The sequence below is a fragment of the Streptomyces sp. NPDC058685 genome (assembly GCF_042714725.1).
Taxonomy (GTDB): Bacteria; Actinomycetota; Actinomycetes; order Streptomycetales; family Streptomycetaceae; genus Streptomyces.
The window spans coordinates 41,115-61,555 of the sequence record NZ_JBHXSL010000022.1; the positions used below are offsets into that span (position 1 = coordinate 41,115).

Annotated in this window: 24 protein-coding genes and 1 riboswitch; of the genes, 10 read left to right on the plus strand and 14 right to left on the minus strand. The window is 71.0% G+C overall.

All coding sequences use genetic code 11. From position 1 onward, the window contains the following. The first annotated feature begins 169 nt into the window (after nucleotides 1-169). Nucleotides 170-625 (plus strand): lamin tail domain-containing protein, encoded by a 456-nt coding sequence (locus ACFWU3_RS19440; protein WP_384438711.1) that lies wholly within the window; start codon nucleotides 170-172, stop codon nucleotides 623-625. A gap of 222 nt (nucleotides 626-847) precedes the next feature. Further along, complete coding sequence (locus ACFWU3_RS19445) at nucleotides 848-1,198, plus strand: PRC-barrel domain-containing protein (RefSeq protein WP_384438714.1); 351 nt, start codon at nucleotides 848-850, stop codon at nucleotides 1,196-1,198. Nucleotides 1,199-1,293: 95 nt separating this feature from the next. Here the strand turns inward: ACFWU3_RS19445 and ACFWU3_RS19450 are convergent, their stop codons facing one another. Genes ACFWU3_RS19450 through ACFWU3_RS19465 form a run of 4 tightly spaced genes read right to left on the minus strand, consistent with a single transcriptional unit; the run spans nucleotide 1,294 to nucleotide 4,154 of the window. Next, nucleotides 1,294-1,725, minus strand: coding sequence for a hypothetical protein (locus ACFWU3_RS19450; RefSeq protein WP_384438717.1), 432 nt, complete (start codon nucleotides 1,723-1,725; stop codon nucleotides 1,294-1,296). Nucleotides 1,726-1,739: 14 nt separating this feature from the next. After that, entirely contained in the window at nucleotides 1,740-2,096 is a 357-nt protein-coding gene (locus ACFWU3_RS19455) for an STAS domain-containing protein (RefSeq protein WP_384438720.1), read from the minus strand. After that, nucleotides 2,089-3,351 (minus strand): PP2C family protein-serine/threonine phosphatase, encoded by a 1,263-nt coding sequence (locus ACFWU3_RS19460; protein WP_384438723.1) that lies wholly within the window; start codon nucleotides 3,349-3,351, stop codon nucleotides 2,089-2,091. The genes ACFWU3_RS19455 and ACFWU3_RS19460 overlap by 8 nt, the downstream gene beginning before the upstream one ends. Continuing rightward, on the minus strand, nucleotides 3,351-4,154 hold the full coding sequence (locus tag ACFWU3_RS19465; RefSeq protein ID WP_384438726.1) for an alpha/beta fold hydrolase: 804 nt from the start codon (nucleotides 4,152-4,154) through the stop codon (nucleotides 3,351-3,353). Before ACFWU3_RS19465 ends, ACFWU3_RS19460 begins: the two co-directional genes overlap by 1 nt. A 157-nt stretch (nucleotides 4,155-4,311) precedes the next feature. On the opposite strand from ACFWU3_RS19465, the gene ACFWU3_RS19470 reads away from it, so the two are divergent. Then, a complete protein-coding gene (locus ACFWU3_RS19470; RefSeq protein WP_384438729.1) occupies nucleotides 4,312-4,401 on the plus strand; it encodes a putative leader peptide in 90 nt (29 codons plus the stop codon). A 159-nt stretch (nucleotides 4,402-4,560) separates the two neighbouring features. Continuing rightward, nucleotides 4,561-5,958, plus strand: coding sequence for a sulfatase-like hydrolase/transferase (locus tag ACFWU3_RS19475; RefSeq protein ID WP_384438732.1), 1,398 nt, complete (start codon nucleotides 4,561-4,563; stop codon nucleotides 5,956-5,958). 121 nt (nucleotides 5,959-6,079) lie between these two features. Here the strand turns inward: ACFWU3_RS19475 and ACFWU3_RS19480 are convergent, their stop codons facing one another. Further along, nucleotides 6,080-6,433, minus strand: a complete 354-nt coding sequence (locus ACFWU3_RS19480) for an Asp23/Gls24 family envelope stress response protein (protein WP_384438735.1) — start codon at nucleotides 6,431-6,433, stop codon at nucleotides 6,080-6,082. Further along, nucleotides 6,430-7,104 (minus strand): hypothetical protein, encoded by a 675-nt coding sequence (locus ACFWU3_RS19485; RefSeq protein ID WP_384438738.1) that lies wholly within the window; start codon nucleotides 7,102-7,104, stop codon nucleotides 6,430-6,432. The genes ACFWU3_RS19480 and ACFWU3_RS19485 overlap by 4 nt, the downstream gene beginning before the upstream one ends. Before the next feature lie 389 nt (nucleotides 7,105-7,493). Between ACFWU3_RS19485 and ACFWU3_RS19490 the strand changes: the two genes are divergently transcribed. From ACFWU3_RS19490 to ACFWU3_RS19505, 4 genes are all read left to right on the plus strand, one after another. Next, on the plus strand, nucleotides 7,494-8,480 hold the full coding sequence (locus tag ACFWU3_RS19490; protein ID WP_384438740.1) for a YihY/virulence factor BrkB family protein: 987 nt from the start codon (nucleotides 7,494-7,496) through the stop codon (nucleotides 8,478-8,480). Nucleotides 8,481-8,557: 77 nt separating this feature from the next. Next, a riboswitch (cobalamin riboswitch) is annotated at nucleotides 8,558-8,644 on the plus strand. Between the two features lie 89 nt (nucleotides 8,645-8,733). Beyond that, nucleotides 8,734-9,849: a FecCD family ABC transporter permease gene (locus ACFWU3_RS19495; protein WP_384438743.1), complete on the plus strand. Its 1,116-nt coding sequence runs from the start codon at nucleotides 8,734-8,736 to the stop codon at nucleotides 9,847-9,849. 1 nt (nucleotide 9,850) lies between these two features. After that, nucleotides 9,851-10,726 (plus strand): ABC transporter ATP-binding protein, encoded by an 876-nt coding sequence (locus tag ACFWU3_RS19500; protein ID WP_384438746.1) that lies wholly within the window; start codon nucleotides 9,851-9,853, stop codon nucleotides 10,724-10,726. A 9-nt stretch (nucleotides 10,727-10,735) separates the two neighbouring features. Then, nucleotides 10,736-11,746: an ABC transporter substrate-binding protein gene (locus ACFWU3_RS19505; RefSeq protein WP_384438749.1), complete on the plus strand. Its 1,011-nt coding sequence runs from the start codon at nucleotides 10,736-10,738 to the stop codon at nucleotides 11,744-11,746. A gap of 173 nt (nucleotides 11,747-11,919) precedes the next feature. Here the strand turns inward: ACFWU3_RS19505 and ACFWU3_RS19510 are convergent, their stop codons facing one another. From ACFWU3_RS19510 to ACFWU3_RS19525, 4 genes are all read right to left on the minus strand, one after another. Continuing rightward, a complete protein-coding gene (locus ACFWU3_RS19510) occupies nucleotides 11,920-12,333 on the minus strand; it encodes a VOC family protein (protein ID WP_327677266.1) in 414 nt (137 codons plus the stop codon). Nucleotides 12,334-12,512: 179 nt separating this feature from the next. Further along, nucleotides 12,513-13,166 carry an AAA family ATPase gene (locus ACFWU3_RS19515; RefSeq protein ID WP_384438752.1) on the minus strand — a complete coding sequence of 218 codons (654 nt, stop codon included), beginning with the start codon at nucleotides 13,164-13,166 and terminating at the stop codon, nucleotides 12,513-12,515. Beyond that, entirely contained in the window at nucleotides 13,163-14,428 is a 1,266-nt protein-coding gene (locus ACFWU3_RS19520; RefSeq protein WP_384438755.1) for a DUF4032 domain-containing protein, read from the minus strand. Before ACFWU3_RS19520 ends, ACFWU3_RS19515 begins: the two co-directional genes overlap by 4 nt. Before the next feature lie 141 nt (nucleotides 14,429-14,569). Beyond that, nucleotides 14,570-15,352 (minus strand): sulfite exporter TauE/SafE family protein, encoded by a 783-nt coding sequence (locus tag ACFWU3_RS19525; protein WP_384438758.1) that lies wholly within the window; start codon nucleotides 15,350-15,352, stop codon nucleotides 14,570-14,572. A gap of 214 nt (nucleotides 15,353-15,566) precedes the next feature. Between ACFWU3_RS19525 and ACFWU3_RS19530 the strand changes: the two genes are divergently transcribed. Beyond that, complete coding sequence (locus ACFWU3_RS19530) at nucleotides 15,567-15,950, plus strand: hypothetical protein (RefSeq protein ID WP_384438761.1); 384 nt, start codon at nucleotides 15,567-15,569, stop codon at nucleotides 15,948-15,950. Nucleotides 15,951-16,040: 90 nt separating this feature from the next. On the opposite strand, the gene ACFWU3_RS19535 is transcribed toward ACFWU3_RS19530, so the two are convergent. From ACFWU3_RS19535 to ACFWU3_RS19545, 3 genes are all read right to left on the minus strand, one after another. Then, nucleotides 16,041-17,006, minus strand: coding sequence for a ketopantoate reductase family protein (locus ACFWU3_RS19535; protein ID WP_384438764.1), 966 nt, complete (start codon nucleotides 17,004-17,006; stop codon nucleotides 16,041-16,043). 172 nt (nucleotides 17,007-17,178) lie between these two features. Continuing rightward, entirely contained in the window at nucleotides 17,179-17,502 is a 324-nt protein-coding gene (locus ACFWU3_RS19540; protein ID WP_384438766.1) for a hypothetical protein, read from the minus strand. Between the two features lie 187 nt (nucleotides 17,503-17,689). Continuing rightward, nucleotides 17,690-18,622, minus strand: coding sequence for a DMT family transporter (locus ACFWU3_RS19545; RefSeq protein WP_384438769.1), 933 nt, complete (start codon nucleotides 18,620-18,622; stop codon nucleotides 17,690-17,692). 83 nt (nucleotides 18,623-18,705) lie between these two features. Between ACFWU3_RS19545 and ACFWU3_RS19550 the strand changes: the two genes are divergently transcribed. After that, a complete protein-coding gene (locus ACFWU3_RS19550) occupies nucleotides 18,706-19,629 on the plus strand; it encodes a LysR family transcriptional regulator (protein WP_384438772.1) in 924 nt (307 codons plus the stop codon). A gap of 152 nt (nucleotides 19,630-19,781) precedes the next feature. On the opposite strand, the gene ACFWU3_RS19555 is transcribed toward ACFWU3_RS19550, so the two are convergent. Further along, a complete protein-coding gene (locus tag ACFWU3_RS19555; RefSeq protein WP_384438775.1) occupies nucleotides 19,782-20,417 on the minus strand; it encodes a maleylpyruvate isomerase family mycothiol-dependent enzyme in 636 nt (211 codons plus the stop codon). Nucleotides 20,418-20,441: the final 24 nt, after the last annotated feature.

Below are 20,441 nucleotides of genomic sequence, written 5' to 3' on the forward strand. Positions count from 1 at the left end.
GGGAACGCCGCCACTGCCCGGGACGCTGCGCACACCGCCCCCGTATCGCACATATAAGCGATATCTCACGAATTCCCGAATACCGCCCGCCCCGTGGTGGTTGGACCTAACCTGGGCGTTCTCGCCGGGCCCGATTTGGGGGGTGCCCGGCCTTGATCTGAGGACGCCCATGCTCCACACCCGTTCCATCGCCGCTGCCGCTGTCGCGGCGTGCCTCGGTGGCCTCGTCCTGATGCCGTCACCGTCCCAGGCGGCGCCCGGCTCGGTGCATCTGTACAAGATCTACTACGACAGTCCCGGCTCGGACACCCGCACCAACACCAGCCTCACCAACGAGTGGGTGCAGATCCGCAACACCACCGCCGCGGCCGTCAGCCTCAGCGGCTGGACGCTCGTGGACGCGGCCAACCACCGGTACGTCTTCGGCGCCTACACCCTCGGCAAGGGCAAGACGGTGACCATCCGCACCGGCAAGGGCACCAACACCGCGACCAACCGGTACCAGGGCCGGGCGGCCTACGTGTGGAACAACGACCGGGACACGGCGACCCTCAAGAGGTCCACCGGGGCGACCGTCGACACCTGTGCCTACAACTCCACCAAGGTCGACTACAAGATGTGCTGAGCCGAGCAGTACGCGAAGGCGCAGGCGCCCACCCGCGAGGGGTGGGCGCCTGCGTGCATTTCCGGCCCCGTTTTCGATGACGTGTGTGACGGGAATGGGACGGGGCACTCGGTGGCTCGGAGGCCGACAAGCACGACTCCCCCATTGTTGCCTTTGACGACGCGCCGTCAATTTCCGGGCGGCGGCGAAGAATTCAGCGACCGATCGACGAAGGAGACATTCATGAGTGAGAACATCTGGGGCTACCAGCCGACGACCGGATACACCCCGGGCCACAGCCTGGTGGGATTCAAGGTCGAGGCGACGGACGGCCACATCGGCAAGGTCGACAAGCACTCCGACGACGTGGGTGCGGCCTACCTGGTCGTCGACACGGGCGTCTGGATCTTCGGCAAGCATGTCCTTCTGCCGGCCGGCACCGTCGTCCGCGTCGATGCCGCCGAGGAGAAGGTCTACGTCGACCGGACCAAGGAGCAGATCAAGGACGCTCCCGAGTTCGACAAGGACAAGCACATCGGTGACGCGGGTTACCACGACGAGATCGGCGGCTATTACGGCCGTCCCCTCGCCTGAACGACATGCACCCCGTGAAAAGGGGGCCGACCGGAGATTTTCCGGTCGGCCCCCTTCTCTTTGTCATACGCTTTTTGTCGCGAGCTGGACCCGGGTCATGCCGGTTTGCCGAGTGACCAGCCGGCGACATCCGCCAGCCGTCCCCGCCACAAGGCGGAGGCCACGGGATGGGGGGTACCCGTGAAACAGGTGGTGTCCCGGAGATGGATCCATTGCGGAAGGCCCTGATGGCCGTCGTCGCCGGCCATTTCGTCCAGGGCCTGGTCCACCGATTCGGGGAAGGAGGCGAGGAGTTGGGCGCCGGGCCCTTCCATACGTCGCAGACTCTGCGCCCAGTCCGCCTTCCACGCCTCGTGAGCGATCAGGTCACCGTGGATGACAGCGCCGGGGACGTTCAGCGTGATGGGCAGACTCATCCGGGGATCCTGGCCCAGGAGGCGGATCAGCAGCTGAAGTTGGAGATCCGGTACGGGTTCGGTGATCACAGGTGTCCGCTCTCGCTGTATCGGATCGGAAGGGCCGTGCATCGGTGTGCTCTCCCTCATTCGGTTTGCTGCGGCCAGGCGGCGACCGCATCCTCCACGGTCGGGTACGTGACGAAGACCTGATCCAGGCCGAGGATGCGGAAGACGCGCTGGACGCCTTCGGGGACCGCTGACAACGCCATGCCTGCCTGTGCGGCCAGGACATGGTTGCGGGCGGCGAGGAGGACGGTGATCCCGCTCGAATCGCAGAAGCTCAGCTCGGTCAGGTCGACGACGAGCTGCGTGGCCGGGCGAAGTTCCAGTCCGGACAGCAGGGTTCGGACCTCGGAGGCGGTGTCGTGGTCCAGTTCACCCGCCAGCACGACGACCGGGCCGTTCGGTCCGGGGCGGGTGGTGACGCTCAGTTCACTCACGGTGGCTCTTCACTGGACGGTGGGGCACGCTGATGGCGAGGACGGCGGTGTCGTCGTCCACGCCGGCGCCGAAGGATTCGAGCAGTTCGCTCAGGGCGGTGACGGCGGCCGAAGCGGTCGTGGGTGCGAGGCCACGGGCGAAAGCGAGGAGTGCGTCGTCACCCCAGCGTTCCGCGGACGCGTGGACATGGGCCTCGGTCAGACCGTCGGAGTAGAGGATCAGCGTGTCGCCGGGGTCGAGACGCACGGCGACCGTGGCGACGTGGGCGTCGGGCAGGACGCCGACGAGCTGTCCTCCCGGGGTGTGCAGGTAGTCGGCGGTGCCATCGGCCCGCAGAAGCAGGGCAGGCGGGTGCCCGCCGCTGGCCAGCGTGACGCGAAAGCCGTCGGCGTCGGGGGTCAGCACACCGAAGATGACCGTGCAGAATCGTGGGTCGTGCCCCTGGTACTCGTGGTTCAGCACGGTGTTCAGATTGCTGATCACCGCGGTGGGGGCAGGGTCGTACACCGCTGCGGCGCGCAGCGTGTAGCGCGCCAGGGACGTCACGGCCGCGGCCGCCGTTCCCTTGCCGCACACATCGCCCAGGAACAGGCCCCATGTCCCGGCGGCCAGCGGGAACAGGTCGTAGAAGTCGCCGCCCACCTGATCGATGGAGGCGATGTGGTAGTGCGCGGCCACATCCAGGCCGGGTACAGGCGCCAGAGCGGGGGGCAGCAGCGTCTGCTGGAGGGTGGTGGCGAGCTTCTGGAGGCGCTCACGTTCCGTGTCGGCCTCCCGGCGGGCGCGCAGCAGCTCGGTCTCGTACGCCCTGCGGTCCCGCGCGTCGAACAGCGTGGTGCGGATCAGCAGCGGCCGACCGTCGCTGTCGGTCCTGACCGTCGAGGTGACCAGCACCGGCAGCCGGCCCCCGTCGGCCCGCCGTAGTTCCAGAGCGATGCCGTTGATCTCTCCCTGCATCTGCAGCAGCGGGGCGAAGTGCGTCTCGTGGTAGAGCCGGCCGCCGACAGTGAGCAGGTCGGCGAAACGCCTGCGGCCCACCAGGTCCTCGCGGCGGTATCCCAGCCAGTCGAGGAGCGTGGCGTTGACCTTGGCGATCTGCCCGTCGAGGAGCGTCGAGAGGTAGCCGCAGGGGGCGTTCTCGTACAGGTCCTCGGCGCTGTCCTCCAGCAGAGCGGAGAAGCGTGCCTCGTCGTCGCCCGGCTGCTCGGCATCCGGGCACGGTCCGGGCCCGCCGCCGTCGCTCGTGTCGCACATCATCGATGCGCACCGGCGAAGGCCGCGATCGCCGCGGCGGTCGCCTCCGGTGCGCTCAGCTGCGGGCAGTGTCCCGTGGCCTCCAGCGTGACCAGCTCGCTGCCGGGAATCTGGCCGTGGACGTACGCACCCACCTCCGGCGGGGCGATCGCGTCGTTCGAGCACTGGGCCACCAGCGTCGGGACCGTGACCTTCGCGAGATCCGCCCGGTTGTCGGACAGGAACGTCGTCCGTGCGAAGACCCGCGCGATGTCCGGGTCCGTGCGGCAGAAGCTGTTGGTCAGCTCGTCCCCCAGCTCGGGCCGGTCCGGGTTGCCCATGATGACCGGCGCCATCGTCGCCGACCAGCCGAGATAGTTGCTGTCCAGGGACTCCAGCAGCTCGTCGATGTCCGCCGCGCTGAATCCTCCCCGGTAGTCACCGTCGTCGATGTAGCGGGGCGAGGGGGTCAGCAGGACGAGCCGCTCGAAGGCCTCCGGTTCCCGGGCGGCGGCCAGAACACCGACCATGGCGCTCACCGAATGCCCGACGAAGGTCACCGGCCCGGATGCCAGATCGCGGCACACCGCCAACACGTCATCGGCGTATCCGTCCAGCGTCGAATAGCGCTCCGCGTCCCACGCCGACAGATCCGACCGGCCGGCCCCCACGTGGTCGAACAGCACGACCCTGAAGTCGCGCTCCAGATGGGGCACCACGAGGCGCCACATGTTCTGGTCGCATCCGAAGCCGTGCGAAAGCACCACGACCGGACCGTCTTCGCGGCCGGTCGCCCTGACATGATTCCTGCTCCGCACGTCCATATGGCTCATCCTTCACCCGCCTTCCCCGAAACACGAATCCGCACCGCCGTCCCGCGGATCGGTGTCTTCCTGTTTCGGCGCTCCCGGCGGGTCGCGGTGTTCCGGCCCGCGGACAGGCGTTGACAGGCGAGCGGGGTGTGGGACAGGCTCCCCGATCATGCAGCCCCTCGGTGACCGCACGGTCACGCTCGTGGAGCGCCGCCACGTCGACCTGGTCCGTGTAGCGAGCGCCATCTGTTGCGTCTGAGGTGCGTCTGAGCCCTGCGGCTCCGAGCGCTGAACTCCCGGTCCGCCCGACGGGCCACCGCGGCCGCCCCTTCCTTCACCCTGCCCTCCCACGCCCGAGGACCCTGTCCGCAGCTGCGTGGTGATCCGAAACGGGCAGGTCTCTTTGTCAGGAGACGTCATGGCTTCACGTGAATCCAAGCTGTCCCGTCGTACCTTCGGCGGGGTCATCGGCGCCGGCGCGGCCGCCGCCGTGGGGGTGACCGCGGGTGAGGCACAGGCCGCCGAACGGCCTTTCACAGCCGCCCCGCGTCGCCCTGCGCGCAGGCCCAACATCCTCTTCGTCCTGGGCGACGACCTCGGCTGGGCCGACCTGTCCTCGTACGGGTCCCCGCACATCAGGACGCCGCATCTCGACCGGCTCGCCCGTCAGGGTGTGCGTTTCACCGACGCCTACTCCGGGTCCGCGACCTGCTCGCCGACCCGGTTCTCCCTCTACACGGGCCGCTATCCGGGCCGCACCACGGGCGGCCTGGCGGAGCCCATCGCGGACAGATCCGTCGGGCTCGAACCGACCCATCCCACCCTCGCCTCGCTGCTCGGGGACGCCGGTTACGCGACGGCGTTGATCGGCAAGTGGCACTGCGGCTATCTGCCGGACTACTCGCCCACCAGGTCCGGCTGGGACGAGTTCTTCGGGAACTTCGGCGGAGCTCTGGAGTACTACTCGAAGCTCGGGCTCGGCGGTGAGTACGACCTCTACGAGGGCGATGCCGAGTACCGGGACCTGCGGTACTACACCCGCATCCTGACCGAGCGCGCGAGCGAGTACGTACAGCGCGACCACGACAGGCCGTGGCTGCTCAACCTCAACTTCACCACCCCGCACTGGCCCTGGATCGCGGACGGGGACACAAGGGAGAGCGCCGAGATCGTCCGCCGGATCAAGGCGGGTGACGGGCGGGCGCTGTGGCATGCGGACGGCGGGTCCATCGAGAAGTACACGGAGATGGTCGAGGACCTGGACCGGTCGGCGGGGCAGGTGCTCGCCGCGCTCCGCAGATCGGGGCAGGAGCGGGACACCCTGGTCGTCTTCGCCAGCGACAACGGCGGTGAGCGATTCTCCTACAACTGGCCCCTGAGCGGCAACAAGGCGTCGTTGCAGGAGGGCGGCATCCGGGTGCCGACCGTACTGCGCTGGCCGGCGGCGGTCGACGGTGGTCAGGTCAGCCGGCTGCCCGTGTTCACACCGGACTGGACCGCGACCCTGCTGGAACTGGGCGGCGCCCGGCCGCACCGCGCGTACCCGCTCGACGGCACGAGCCTGGCCGGGTATCTCCAGCGGGGCGAAGAGCCCGCCGCGAAACGGGAGTTGTTCTGGCGGGTGCGCGGCGAGCGGGCCCTGCGGCGCGGGGAGTGGAAGTACTACCGCGGCCGCAGCGGCCAGGACCAGCTCTTTCATCTGGCCTCGGACGTACGCGAACAGGCCGACAAGGCCGCGCTGCGGCCGGAGTTGCTGCGCGAGCTGAAGACGGCCTGGGAGCGGACGGACGCGGGGCTGCTGCCGTACCCGGCGTAGGAGGCGGGGCTGCTGCCGTACCCGGCGTAGGAGGCGGGGCCGGTCCACGGACAGCGGGGTCAGGGCCGGAGGCACGCAGAGCACCACGCGCGCCCGGCTCAGACCACCGCGCGCGCCCGGCTCAGACCACTCCGCTGACCGTCACCGTCACATGCACCGGCACCGACGGGCCGCGCGCGGGGCGGACCGTCTCCTCGACGGCCGCCCGCACCGCCCGGGTGACGTCCAGCGCACGATGGCCGCGCCGCAGGACGATGGTGACCTCGACGGTCCAGGCCTCGGACTCCTGCTGGCGCACGACGCGCACTCCGCGGCCGGCTCCGGTCGTGCCGCCGGCGGGGCTGCCCCATCCGGAGCCGGACGAGGCGATCAGGAGGTCGGTGAGCCCGGGGCGCAGGAACGCCACGCCCCGGGTGCTCAGGACCGCGGTGGTGATGGCGTCCGCCAGTTGCGCGGACGGCTTGCTGTCCGTCATCGGTCTCCCCCTTCGTCGCCGTCCTCGGGGTCGAGGATGTCGGCGATCCGTACGTCGATGACTGCGACGTCCATGCCCAGTTCCGTGTCGGCCGCCGAGGTGATGCGCTCCCGGATGCGTGCGGCGACGTCCGGAAGGTGCCACGTTCGCCCCACGACGGCGTCCAGCCGCACGTGGACCGGGCCGCGCGGCCATCTGGCCGTCTCCGGGTCCGCCGCTTCGAGCGCGCGGACGACGCAGTCGCCGGCGCGGACACCGGTGAGTGACGCGGCCGCGGCCCGGAAGGTCCGGACGGTGGCCGCCTCGGTGATCCACGTGTCCTCGTCGCTCCCGCCGAGCGGGAGGTTTCTGCCGGGGCTCAGCTCCAGGCGCACCACGTCCATGACCCGTGCGATCCGGGCCGAGTCCCCGTCGGCGCCGGCGTCGGACCCGGCGCCGGCGTCGACGGAACCGCCGTCCCCGGCCCGGCGTACGACGTCGTTCAGCAGGGAGGCTTCGCTCAGCACGGCCGTGCAGTACGGGCAGGAGCGGACGTGCGGATCGGGCTGCTCGGCCTGCCCCTGTTCGATGATGCGGAACAGGTCGCGGCCGCACGGCAGGAGATCGACGTCTCGCGTCTCTTCCGTGCCGTGGCCGGCCTGCTCGTGAGGAGTGGGAGGGTTCTGGGTCATCGCCGTACGACCGCCTTCCGCGTCGGACGGCGGCCCGCGCGGACGACAGGCGCGCGGACCACCTGCCGGTCGAAGCCCGTCATCTCCGCCATGGCCACGTGCTCACCTCGTCTGTCCATGGACACGCCCGACGACCGCGTGACGCGGCACGAGGAACGGTCCCGAGGAGTGTGCGGACGTTCCGCGACCGCGCGGCGGATCCGCGCGGCCGGTGCCCCCGGGTGCACCGTATCCACTGAACTCCCCGAATGCCGTCACCTCTGTGACGAGGACATTGCCGTGGCGGGGGCACACGGAGGTGAGGGCCCGGTCCTCGGACCGGGCTCTGACCTCGGATGACATGATCACAGCCGCTCCCCGGCACCACGCACCCCCTGAGAGGCAACGCCATGACACGGCGCGTCCCCGCCCCCGACGGCATCGGCCTCGACCTCAGGCCGGCCGCTTCCGCCGCCGCGGCCGCGGCCCCGGCGGAGCCCTGCGCGATCCCTCGCGCCCACACCGCCTGGTCGCAGCGGCGAGTGGCCCTGCGCCGTACGCCGGTGTCGATGTGGAACGACGACGTGTCCGACTGGGCGGCGGCGCTCACCTACTACGCGATTCTCGCTCTGCTGCCCGCCCTCCTGGTCTCCGTCTCCGTCATCGGGCTGGTCAGCGACGCCACCACCGAGACGCTGATCGCCCATGTCACGGCGTGGGCGCCCGCCGAGGCGGGGACCTCGCTCCAGGAGGCGCTGCGCGGAATGGCCGCGGAACGGTCCGCCGCGCTCACCCTCGTGGCAGCGGGCGGTGTCAGCGCCCTGTGGTCCGCGTCCAGTTATGTGGCCGTCTTCCGGCGGGCGCTGCATGCTCTCCACGGCACCGAGGACACCCGGCCGGCCCTGCGTACGGCCTACCGGATCGTGCTGACCGCGATCACCGTGCTGGCCCTGCTGGTCGTCAGCGCGGTCGTCCTGGTGACCAGCGGCCCGCTGGCGGCCATGCTCGGCCGGTGGGCGGGCATCGGCGAGGGCGGCGCGGCGGCCTGGAGTCTGCTGAAGTGGCCGGTCCTCGTCGCCCTCGTCGCGGTCCTGGTGATGGTCCTCTTCCGAACGGGACCGACGTCGGCGCGCTGTCTGCGGCACGCCCTGCCCGGTGGTGTGCTCGCCGGCCTGCTCTGGCTCACCGCGTCCGCCGGATTCGCGGCGTACGTCTCCGGGTTCGGCACCTACAGCAGGCTGTACGGCTCGCTGGCCGGCATCGTCGTCTTCCTGATCTGGCTGTGGGTGTCGAACCTGGCGCTGCTGGCCGGCGCCCAGTTCACCGCCGAACTGCACCGGCTGGCGGAGCGCACACCGGTGCAGGACGCCGCCCCTGCCCCCGCGTCGACCTCGTAGCGCGGGGCCGTACGCGGGCCGGTCGCCCTGTTGCGGCCCTTCCGCAGCCCCTTGCTACGCTGCGCAGGCGTCCCGTGGGGGAAGTCCGGTGAGAGTCCGGCGCTGACCCGCAACGGTAAGTACGTCGCCCGGTGAACCAGGGTGACGTGCAAGCCCGGTTACCCACGGAACGTACGGAACTCCCCACTGCTCGCCGCGGACTGCGAGAGGGAAACCGCGCGCCTCGTGCCGTGCGGGCCGCCCTTGCTCAGGTATGCCCGCGGCCCGATCCGAAGGACCGCGCGTGTCCGCAGCCACCGCCACGCCCGTGAAGTCTCCGGGGGCCGGTCCACCCCGCCGGACACCTGCCGCTCCCCTCGCCGTCGGTCTCGCGGCCGCCCTGCTGCTGTCCCTCGTGTGCGGAGTGGCGCTGGGGGCCTCTGATCTGACCTGGGGTGAGGTCCTGCGCCTGCTGTGGGCCGGGCTGACCGGCGGGACCCTGCGGGCGGACGAGACGGCTGCCTACAGCATCGTCTGGGAGATCCGTTTCCCCCGCACGCTGCTCGCGGCCGTCGTCGGGGCAGGTCTCGCGACGACGGGCGTCGCCGTCCAGGCCATGGTGCGCAACGCGCTGGCCGACCCCTTCGTCCTCGGCATCTCCTACGGCGCGGCCGTGGGCGCCAACGCCGTGATCCTGTTCGGCACCTTCGCGGCACTGGGGATCTGGGCGCTGTCCGTCTCGGCCTTCGCCTCCGCCCTCGCGGCCATGACCCTGGTCTACGCGGTGGCCCGCAGCGCGCACGGTATGACCCCGCTGCGGCTCATCCTCACCGGGACCGCCATGTCGTACGGCTTCTCGGCCGTCACCACCCTGATGGTGTTCGGCGCGGAACGCGGTGAGGCGGCCCGGTCCGCCCTGATGTGGCTGCTGGGCAGTCTGAGCGGCGCGTCGTGGAACGCACTGCCGATCGCGGCGGCGACGGTGGCCGCGGGGCTGGCCCACCTCGCTCTGTCCTCGGGCCGGCTCAACGCGCTCGCGATGGGCGACGAGACCGCGTCCGCGCTGGGGGTGAACCCGGAGCGGCTGCGCCGCGAGCTGTTCGTCGTCACCGCCGGAGTCACAGCCGCCGTGGTCGCGGTGAGCGGTGCGATCGGCTTCGTCGGTCTGATGGTTCCGCACCTCGTCCGGATGCTGGTCGGCGCCGACCACCGACGTGTGCTGGCCGTCGCGCCGCTGATGGGGGCGGTGCTGCTGGTGTGGGTGGACATCCTGTCCCGTCTGCTGCTCGCGCCCGCCGAACTCCCGGTGGGTGTGATCACCGCGGTGGTCGGCGTGCCCCTGTTCCTGGTGCTGATGCGCCGTCGTGGCTATGCCTTCGGGGGGCGATGACTTGCGGATCGACATCGACAACCTGTCGGTCGACATCGGTGGTGCCCGCCTGCTGCGGGACATCGATCTGGGGGTCGCCGCGGGTCGGATGGTCGGCCTCGTGGGCCCCAACGGCAGTGGCAAGTCGACCCTGTTGCGCTGTGTCTACCGGGCGCTGCGGCCCGCGGACGGCGTGGTGCGTCTCGACGGCGAGGACCTGCACACGATGGACGCGCGGGCCGCCGCACGCGGTGTCGCGGCCCTCCCCCAGGACTCGGCACCGGAGTTCGACTTCACGGTCGCCGAGGTGGTCGCCATGGGGCGGCTCCCCCATCAGCGGGCCTCCGCGCTGGGCCGGCCGTCGGCGAGGGACATCGCCGTGTGCTCCGAGGCGCTCGACCGGGCCGGTGCGGGGCATCTGGCGGACCGGACCTTTCTCACCCTCTCCGGCGGTGAACGGCAACGGGTACTGATGGCCCGTGCCTTCGCGCAGTCCCCACGGGTACTGGTGCTCGACGAGCCGACCAACCACCTCGACATAGCCCACCAGTTGGACCTGCTGGCGCTGGTGCGCGACTGGCGGCCGCCGGGCTCCGACGGTGCGGTGACCGTACTGACCGCGCTGCACGACCTCAATCTCGCGGCGGAGTACTGCGATCTGCTGTACGTGATCTCCCAGGGCTCCGTCATCGCCTCGGGCCCGCCCGACGAGGTGCTCGCCGCCGAACTGCTCGCCGACGTCTTCGGGGTGCGCGCCCACCGCGTACGCCACCCGGAGACCGGCGCCCTGCGGCTGCTGTTCGACCGGCTGCCGACGCAGACCCCGATTCCCGTCGCGGGGCTCCCAGAAGCCGCACGCCCCGAACCCGCACGCCCCGAACCCGCCCTCCCCGAATAGGAAGCCCTCATGTTCGCCGTGTCCAGCCGCCGTTGCGCCGCCTTCGCCGCCGTCCTCGCCCTGACGCTGACAGGCTGCGGCGCGAAGAAGTCCGAGCCCTCCGACGCGAAGGGCGACGGCGGGCCGGTGACCATCGAGAACTGCGGACGGAAGGTGACCTTCGACAAGGTGCCCCGGCGCGTGGTGACGAACGACGTCGGCATCACCGAGATCATGTTCGCCCTGGGTCTGGAGGACCGCATGGCCGGCTATGTGATGCCGGACGACAAGGGCGACCTGAACGGAGTTCCCTGGCGTGCCGGTTACGACAGGGTGCCGTGGCTCTCCAAGAAGGCGATCACGCGCGAGGTGGTACTCGACGCCCGTGCCGACATGGTCTTCGCGGGCTGGAACTACGGCTTCAGCGAGGGCGACGGCATCACCCCGGACTCGTTGCGCAAGGTCGGTGTCGACTCGTACGTACTCACCGAGTCCTGCCGCAACGGCAACGAGAAGGCACGCGGCATCATGCCGCCGCTCCAGGCCCTCTACACCGACCTCACCAATCTCGGAAAGCTCTTCGGCGTGGAGGACCGGGCCGCGAAGCTGATCGCCGACTTCAGGAAGCGCATCGCCGCCGTCGCGGACAAGGTCCCCGGCGGTGCCGAGCGGCCCACGGTCTTCCTCTACGACAGCGGCCAGGACAAGCCCTTCACGGCGGGCCGGTTCGCGGCGCCCGAGGAGATCATCACCAAGGCGGGCGGCACGTCCATCACGCATGACCTGGCGGACTCATGGACGACGATCGGCTGGGAGACGGTGGTCGAGAAGAACCCGGACGTCATCGTCATCAACGACTACGCGCAGCCGAGCGCCGAGGCGAAGCGGAAGTTCCTGCTGTCCTATCCCCCGCTGGCGCATGTCGCCGCGGTCAAGAACCGGAAGATCTTCGTGCTCGACTACGTGGACCTCGTGGAGAGTCCGCGCAACCCGGCGGCGATCGAGGCGCTCGCCGCGTATCTGCGGACGGTCGGCGGCTGAGGCCGGGTCGGCGGCGGGGCGCCGGTCGGGGTGCGGGGGGGTGCCGGTCACGCGTGACGGCCCGGCGAGGTGTGCGGCGGTGCGCGTCGGCCCGGCGAGGAGTCGTCCTCACCGGGCCGTCGACCACGCACACATCCTGACGGCACAGCCGGGCCATGTCCTCGGGTGAGAGGTCAGCCCTGGTCGCCACCGGCGGCGGACATGTCCATCCAGATGACCTCCCAGTTGTGGTGGTCCGGGTCCTGGAAGGAACGGCCGTACATGAACCCGTGGTCCTGAGTCTCGCCCGCGGGCGAACCGCCGGAGGCCAGCGCGTTGTCCGTGAGTTCGTCCACCCGCTCACGGCTTTCCGCGCTCAACGCGATGATGACCTCGCTGGTCGTGGAGGCGTCGGCGACGGCCTTCTTGGTGAAGTCCTTGTAGCGCGCCTCGGTGAGGAGCATCGCGTAGATGGTGTCGCTGATGACCAGACAGGCCCCCTGCTCGTCACTGAACTGATCGTTGAAGGAAAACCCGAGCTTGCTCCAGAAAGCCTTCGTCGTCTCGAGGTTCTTCACCGGAAGGTTGATGTAGACCTGCTGTGCCATGTCCGTCACTCCGCTCTCGCGTCCGCGGCCGCCGTGGTGGCTGCCGTTCGGACAAGTAGACGGACGGCGATCGGGAAACTCATCGGCTCGCGGACGACGTGTTTCGGGTGGCCGCCGGATCAGCTCGCGGTACCGGCCGGTCACAGTGCTGGGCGGCCCTCCGGTCCGGAAGCGGCAGGTCACACCTGCCGCAGCCACTCCTCCGCACTCCGGGGGGACGGGAAACGCAGGACGTTCAGCGGTGCGAAGCGGGGATCGCGGCTGCGCCGTTCGATCTCCGCACGCCGGGCGGCATGCTGCGACCAGGCCCACCACGCCGGATGATCGCGGCGGAACCAGTCGGAGACGGTTTCCACGTTCCCGCCGAAGATCCGCTCGCGGAAGAGGGTCCGGCGCAGCGACCTGCGCAGGACGCGGGGCATGACGACGGCTCTCGTGTAGTCGAGCCAGATCACGGTGTCCGCGTGCTCCCACAGCAGGTCCCGCACTTCCGGGTAGCCGAGCGAGTCGATGATCCAGCCCGGACGCGCGGCGATCGCCGCCACCTGCTCGACGAAGTCCGGGCCTGTCGCCCAGTCCGGTCCGGTGTACTTCAGCGAGTCCATCTCGTGGAACGGCAGGTGGAGCCGTGCGGCGACGGCCTGCGCCATGGTGGTCTTGCCGGCCCCGCTGATGCCGGCCACGAGGATGCGTTTCACGGGGTGCGGGCCCAGGCCCTGTCCGGGTGCTGTTCCGGGTCGTCCGCGCAGCCAGGTGCCCGTGGAGCCCGTGCCGCTGCGGACCGTCCGCAGCAGCCGCGGGCCCTCGGCATCACCCCGCCGCCCCGCGCTCATGGCGATGGCGGGGCGGTGTCCGTCACCGACGGTGCGGCGTTCCCGTCCGCGACCTCCGGCGCGAGGGGCAGCACATGCGTGACGAAGTCCTCCACCACCGCTTCCAGGCCTATGTCGTGCTGCGCGCGTTCGCACAGGTACCAGCGGTGTTCCAGCAGCCCGTGGTAGACCTCGGCCGGGTCCATGGCGCCCCTGAGCTGATGCGGGACCGCTCGTACCGTGGGTCTGAAGACCTCGCGGACCCAGCGGTGGGCCAGTACCTCCGCGCGGGCGCCGAGCGGGTCGCCCGGTGCGTAGTCCTCCTGGGTCGCCATCCAGCTCTCCAGGTCGTTCAGCAGGCGCCGGGCCTGGTTCTCCTCGGTGTCGAGGCCGGTGAGGCGCAGCAGTTGGCGCTGGTGGTGGCCGGCGTCGACGACCTTCGGCACGAAGGTGACCGTGTCGCCGTTCGAGGAGTGCTGGATCTGCATCTCGGCGACGTCGAAACCGAGATCGTTCAGCCGGCGGATCCGGCGGTCGATGTAGTGGTGCTTGCCGGCCGGATAGACCGAGGTGCGGGTCAGCTCCGTCCACAGATCGTGGTACCGGCGGCAGATCTCGGTGCCGAACGCGATGGGATCGACCGAGGGATGCAGCGCACCCGAGGCCTCCAGGTCCAGCATCTCGCCGATGATGTTCACGCGGGCCAGGTCGATGTCGTACTCGCGCTGCCCTGGGCTGAGTTGGCGGTGCAGCTCGCCGGTCTCCGCGTCCACGAGGTAGGCGGCGTAGGCACCGGCGTCCCGGCGGAAGAGTGTGTTGGACAGCGAGCAGTCGCCCCAGGCGAAGCCCGCCAGATGCAGGCGGACCAGCAGGACGGCGAGTGCGTCCATGAGCCGGTGGACCGTGGTGGGGCGCAGGGTGGTCTCGAACATGGAGCGGTACGGCAGAGACCCGTTGAGGTGGCGGGTGATCAGCACCGGCTCCAGGGGCTCCCCCTCGGTGCCGCTGCGGCCGGTGACCACCGCGAGCGGATCGACCGCGGGGATGCCGAGCCGGGCGAGGGTGCGCAGCAGTTCGTACTCCCTCGCCGCCGGGCGTTCCGCCAACTCCTTGACGGCCACCACCTCGGCTCCTGCCCGGGCGTAGCGCACGACGTGCCGCGAGATGCCGCGCGGCAGCGGCACCAGATACTTCTCCGGCCACTCCTCCAGCGGGAGGTGCCACGGCAGTTCGAGCAGGACGGCGGGGTGCTCGGGGTTGGTGGCACTCATCTGCAAAGCCATCGGTCGCCTCGCGTCGTACGGTGACGGGTCACCAGTGTGACGTACGGGTTGCGCGCCCCGTCGCCCGGGCGGGCGCCCGGAACCTGCCCGCCGGTCGGTCGCTTCGAGCAGCTTCCACGCCCCGTCGGGAAAGACCGCCGTTCAGCGCAGGACCTGTACCGCGTAGAGGATGCCGAGGGCCGCTGCCATCAGGCCGAGCATCACGCGGAGTGCCGACTCCGGAAGGTACGGCTGGAGCAGGGCACCGACATATCCGCCGATGAGACCGCCGGCGCCGCAGGCGAGGCCGAGGGACCAGTCGGGGGCGATGGCTCCGGAGCCGACCAGGGACAGCAGTGCGTAGGCGCCGGCGCCGACCACGGAGGTGGCGAAGGTCGCGGCGAGCGTGGCCGGGGCGACCTTCGCGACGGGTACGCCCCGGGTGACCAGAATCGGCCCCAGCAGGGACCCGCCGCCGATTCCGTAGATCCCGCCGACGGTTCCGACGGTCACGGCCAGCGCGGTGAGCGCCGGACCCGACAGCTCGTCGACGGTTCGCTGCCGCACGGGCCGGAGCGTGCGCAGGCACAGGGACAGCCCGAGCGGCAGCAGCAGGGACGCGATGAGCAGGCGGAAGACCGTCGGCCCCGGGAGCGCGAAGACCCGGATACAGGCGCCGATGACGACGCCCGGCAGCGTGCCCAGCACCAGGCGACGCGTCAGCGGACCGCCGAGGGTGCCGACGGTGCGGTGGCGCCACAGGGCGCCGGGGCCGGCGACGACGTTGTACAGCAGATTGGTCGGGGTGACCGCGGGGTTCGGCACGGCGAACACGCTCAGCTGCACGGGAAGGAGGAACACCGCCCCGGACACACCGACCGGCGCGGTGAGTGCGGCGATGGCCAGCCCTGCGAGCAGGCCCCCGACCAGGGTCCACCAGTCCACCGCGCCCCCTCCCGCCGCTCTCGATCTTCACCGGTGCGTCATTCAACCGGGTTCGCGCGGGTCACGCACGGGACCCGGATGACCTCGGCGGGGACGGGCCCAGCCGTACGCCGGAGGCGCGGCCGCGCCGTACACGACCATGACCGGCACCCCTGGAACCAAATACATAAGAAGGCGGATACTGGGACATACGACATCTACGAGAGGTCTCGCGATGGCGAACAAGCCCAGTCAGCCCCGGCACGGCGAGGGGCCGAGCCGACACAAGGGGGACAAGCAGCACGGGTGGTCGCCCGATGTGGACGAGAAGTCCCAGCAGTCGAACCCGAGCGCTCACCGGTCCTTCCACCCCGACACGTACGCCCCCGAGGCCGACAAGCCACGCAGGGCGTCCACCAGTGAGGAGAAGCGGGCTTCGGAGGCCGGCACGCCCGTGGACAGCACGACCACGAGCGGGGAGGACCGTGGCAAGAAGTCCGAGGGCATGCACGACACCGGCCGGAGGGGAAAGTCCCAGCGCCCCAGCGGCGAGAAGGACGCCTCTGCCTTCACCGGCGTGGACCCGCAGGAATCCTCCGGCAAGGACGGCAGTCGCTGATCCGTCCGCCCGGCCCCCACGGCCCGTGTGCCCGGACGCCGGCACGAGCCTGCCCGGGCAGCGGGTGTCCGCTCCATCCGTACCGTCTGTTCAGGCGCCGTTGTCGGGGTCGGGGTCGATGGACGGCTCCACCGGCTCCGGTTCACCCAGCTCGTAGGGAGCCAGGATGTCGGCGACGGTCCGGTGGCGTGGTGTGCTCACGCCGAGTTCCTCGCCGAGGTCGGCCACCGCGCCGCTCAGCCACGCCAGTTCGAGCCGGTGCCCCTCCGTCAGGTCGTGGTGCATCGACGAGGTCATCGTCGCCGGAAGGCTGTCGCAGAAAGTGAGCCGGTCGTCGGCGAACGCGGGATCCAGATGGACGCCGGCCGCCCGGCCGACCGCGACGACCTCCGCCATGAGATCCCCGAGCAGGACGCGGGAGCGGGGGTGGGAACGGACCACGCCGATGGGTTGGCGGACCGCTGACGTCGCCGCCGAGACACTGGCCAGGAAGACGAACTTCTCCCAGACGACCCGTTCGATGTCGGCGCTGATCTCGGCATCGATGCCGGCCTTGAGGCAGGCGTCGAGGAACGCCCGGGTCCGGTCCGAGTCCTGTCCGCCGTACTCGCCGAAGACCAGTTTCTGCATCTCGCCGTTGTGCACGACGATCCCTGGCTCCTGAATGGTGGCCGAGATGTAGCAGACTCCCCCGGCGACGGTCTCCGCGGGCAGTTCACGACGCAGGACCGTGTCCTTCTGCACGCCGTTCTGCAGGGAGATGACCATGGTGCCCGCGCCGACGTGGTTCCGGAGCTGGGCCACCACGTCGTCGGTGTCCCACAGTTTGACGGCGATGAGAAGGACATCGACCGGCCCGAGGTCGGCGATCGTGGGCACCACGGCGTCGGCGTGCACCCGGAACTCGCCGAGCGGGCTCCGTACCAGCAGCCCGTTGCGGCGGATCGCCTCCAGATGCCTGCCCCGGGCCACGAACGTCACCTCGTTCCCGGCCGCCGCGAGGCGCGCACCGAAGTACCCGCCCACTCCTCCCGCACCCACGACAGCGATACGCATGACGCCTGTTCCTTCTCTCTGAACGACCCGCGCACTCCGGACGACCCGCGCCCGAGCGCCGGCTCGGTGGGATCAACGGCTGACCGCCACGGTACGCGGCGCCTTCCGCCCGTCTCCGGCGCGCCTGCGGACGATGCGCGGAGCAGGTACGGGTCGGTACCGCGCCGGGGAGTCAGGGGCGTTGGGCCCGCCCCGCCTCGAAAGCGGTGTCGATCCATCCGGCCACCACGGCGGCGGCATCGGGGGACGCCTCGGCGACGGCCCCGACCACCGTCTCGTCCTGGTCACCGAACACATCGAGGACTCCCGTACGGGCCAGCGCCCGGCGGAGGGTGTCCCGGCCCTCGGGTGACGTCGGGGCGGCCGCCTCCGCCGCGGCAACCACCGCTTCGTGCTCCGTACGCTCCCGTTCGCGAGCCCCCGCCTCGGCGGCGTTCCTCCGGAGCTCGTCCTGCGGTCGCCGAGGTACGGCGTCGTCCGTGCCGTGATCGTTCATCTGCGTCTCGCCTCGAATCGCTGGATGTCGGGCCTGCCCCCCGGGAGGGCGGACCCCAGGAGCCCGGCGCCCCGCGGGAGCGAGGGCCAAGGTCATCGGTTCCCCCGAGGGCCGCGTACCCGGTGCCCGGCCGGACATGGGCACACGAATGGACGCGCCCCGGGCAGGCGGGCGGGCCGCAGGCGCGCTACAGGACCGCCGGTCCGGCCGTCCGCCGGCGCGCCTCGGCCCGCGTCGCGCCGATGCCCGCGGCGACCACCAGAGCGGTGCCGGCGATCTGGAGCGAGGTGGGTGTCTGCGCGATGAGGATCACGCCGGCCAGCAGGCTCACGGCCGGTTCGAGTCCGGCCAGGGTGCCGTAGGTGGTCTTGCCGATGCGCTGGAGGGCCTTCATCTCGAGCAGGAACGGCACAAGCGGCATGAGCACCGCGATACCGGCGACGGCAGCAGCGGTGTGCCAGGTGAGGGCTGGGAGAGCGCCGGGCGCACCGAAGGGTGCGGCGACGACGGCGGCGACCGCGAGCGAGACGGCCAGGGCGTGGGGCGCGGAGAAGCGGCTGCCGACATGAGCCGTGCCGACGACGTACAGCGCCCAGCAAGCCGCCGAGCCGAGACCGAACAGGACGCCCGCCAGGCTCGTCGCGCCCGCCCACGGTGAGGTGAGCAGCAGGACGCCGATGGCGGCAAGTCCCAGCCAGGTCAGCTCCTTGAACCGGCGCGATGCGACGACGGCGACCGTGAGGGGGCCGAGGAACTCCAGCGCGGTGGCCGTCCCCAGGGGGAGGCGGGCGGCCGCTTCGGAGAAGAGGAGCATCATGCCCGCGCTGACAGCGCCGAGCAGGAATGTGGCCAGCAGGTCGGCGCGCGGTGTCGTCTTCAGCGTCCGCCACAGGGACCTGCCGGTGCAGGCCAGAAGGAACACGGCCGCGAACGTCAGACGGAGCCAGGTGGTGCCGGCCGGACCGAGTGAACCGAACAGCTCCGTCGCCAGCGCGCTCCCGGTGTGCAGGGCGGCCATGGCGATCAGGACGAGCGCTGGGCCCGGCATCAGGCGGGGCCCGGAGGGCGCCGCTGCACCGGTGGTTGCGTCGGTCGTATCGGCGGCGGTGGTGGCAGTCACCAGGCCATTGGACCGGCCGGGCTCTGTTTCTGTCCACGGGCCGATGGTGGACGCTTCAGCCACCATCAGTGGACAATTGACCGATGACGAGTGATGGCATCGACCACCTGCCCGATCTGGGACGGCTGCGTCTCCTGGTCGAACTGCACCGCCTGGGCACGATGGCGGCGGTGGCCGCGAGCACCGGCTACGGGACGTCGGCCGTCTCCAAGCACCTCGCCGTCCTGGAGGAGGAGGTCGGGGTCCCGCTGCTGAACCGGGTCGGCCGCCGGGTCCAGCTGACACCCGCGGGTCAGCGACTGGTCGAGCACGCGGTGGGCATCCTCGCCGCGGTGGAGGAGGCCCAGGCGGAGCTGCGGGGCGCGGCCGATCCGGTGGGAAGGGTGCGGCTGGCGAGCTTCTTCACCGCGGTGGAGCCTGTCGTCCTCCCCGCCCTGGCGCATCTGCGTGAGGTGTATCCACGCGTGGTGGTGGAGGTGTACGAGCACGAGCCCGAGCACACGGCCGGGCTGCTGCGCTCCGGTGGGATGGACCTCGGTGTCGTGTACGACTACAGCCTGGTCCCCCGCAGTCTCCCGCCCGAACTGAGTGCCCGGCAGTTCGAGGAACAGCCGCTCTTCCTGGCGGTCCCCGTGGACCATCCGGACGCCGGGAGCCCCGTCGCGGTCTCCGAACTGGCTGAGTTCGCCGGGACGGGCTGGATCGCCAACTCCCGCGGGACCGACGACGACGAACTGGTGCAGCGCGTGTGCGCCATCGCCGGGTTCACCCCTCGCATCGCCCACCGCGTGGACAGCCTGCACCTGGTGAACAGCCTGGTCGGAGCCGGACTCGGGGTGGCGCTGCTCGCGGAATCGGGGATCGAGAGGAACCGGTCGGACGTCGCGTTCCGGCCGCTGGACCCGCTGGCCGGCAAGCGCCGCAGCTTTCTGCTGGCGCGTGCCGGCCAGTGGTCGTGGCCGCCGATCACGGCTCTGGCCACCGCCATCGCGGGCGTCGGCCGCTAGGAGGGGACGGGGAGTACACGAGAAGGCGGCGGCATCCCGCGCGCTCGGTGCCGCCGAGGCCGTGTCCCCCGCGGCACGGCTTCCGGGGCGCCCTGTCCTCCGAGGCCGGCCGGCGGGGCGCCCTGACACCGTCCGGATCGCAGCGCACCCCGTCACCGCAGCGCCGCCTCGAGCCGTCGCACACCCGGGCCGGAGAGACCCGCCAGCCCCTCCGGACGCCCGGTCGCCAGCAGGAGCAGCTCCCCGACCGGTCCCCTGACCTCGTCCGGTCCGTAACCCGCCGACCAGTCCGCGTCCGTGGCCACCAGCTTGGTGCCGCGGAGGCGTTTGCGCGCGCCGTAGAAGATGCTTCCGTGGACATGGCCGAGGGCCGCGACCGTCGGCTCCACCGGCATGTCCCGGCGGCGTCCGAGCGGGCGGGCCACGTCCTGACCGTGCACAAGGGCGTCGACCAGCGGGTCCAGGGGCGCGGCGCCGGGCGCCCGACGAGCCGAGCCGGCCGTCTCACGGAGCTGGGCGATCAGTTCGGCCGGACCGAACCCGGCCGCCCTCTCCCGTGCCTTGTCGGCTTCCATCCGGTCCCAGTTGCCGCGGGCCCGGATGATTCCCGTGATCGAACCCGCCGGCGTGGTGCGGGTGGACAGGGTCAGATGGGCGGCCACGTCGTGGACCGTCCAGCCGGCGCAGAGCGATGCCTCCTCCCACTCCTCGTCGTGGAGGCCTTCGAAGAAGTCGGCAAGGCTCAGGCGCTCGGCCTTCACCCAGGAGAGAATCTCGTCGCGGTCCATGGTCGGCTCCACCGTCCGGCGGCG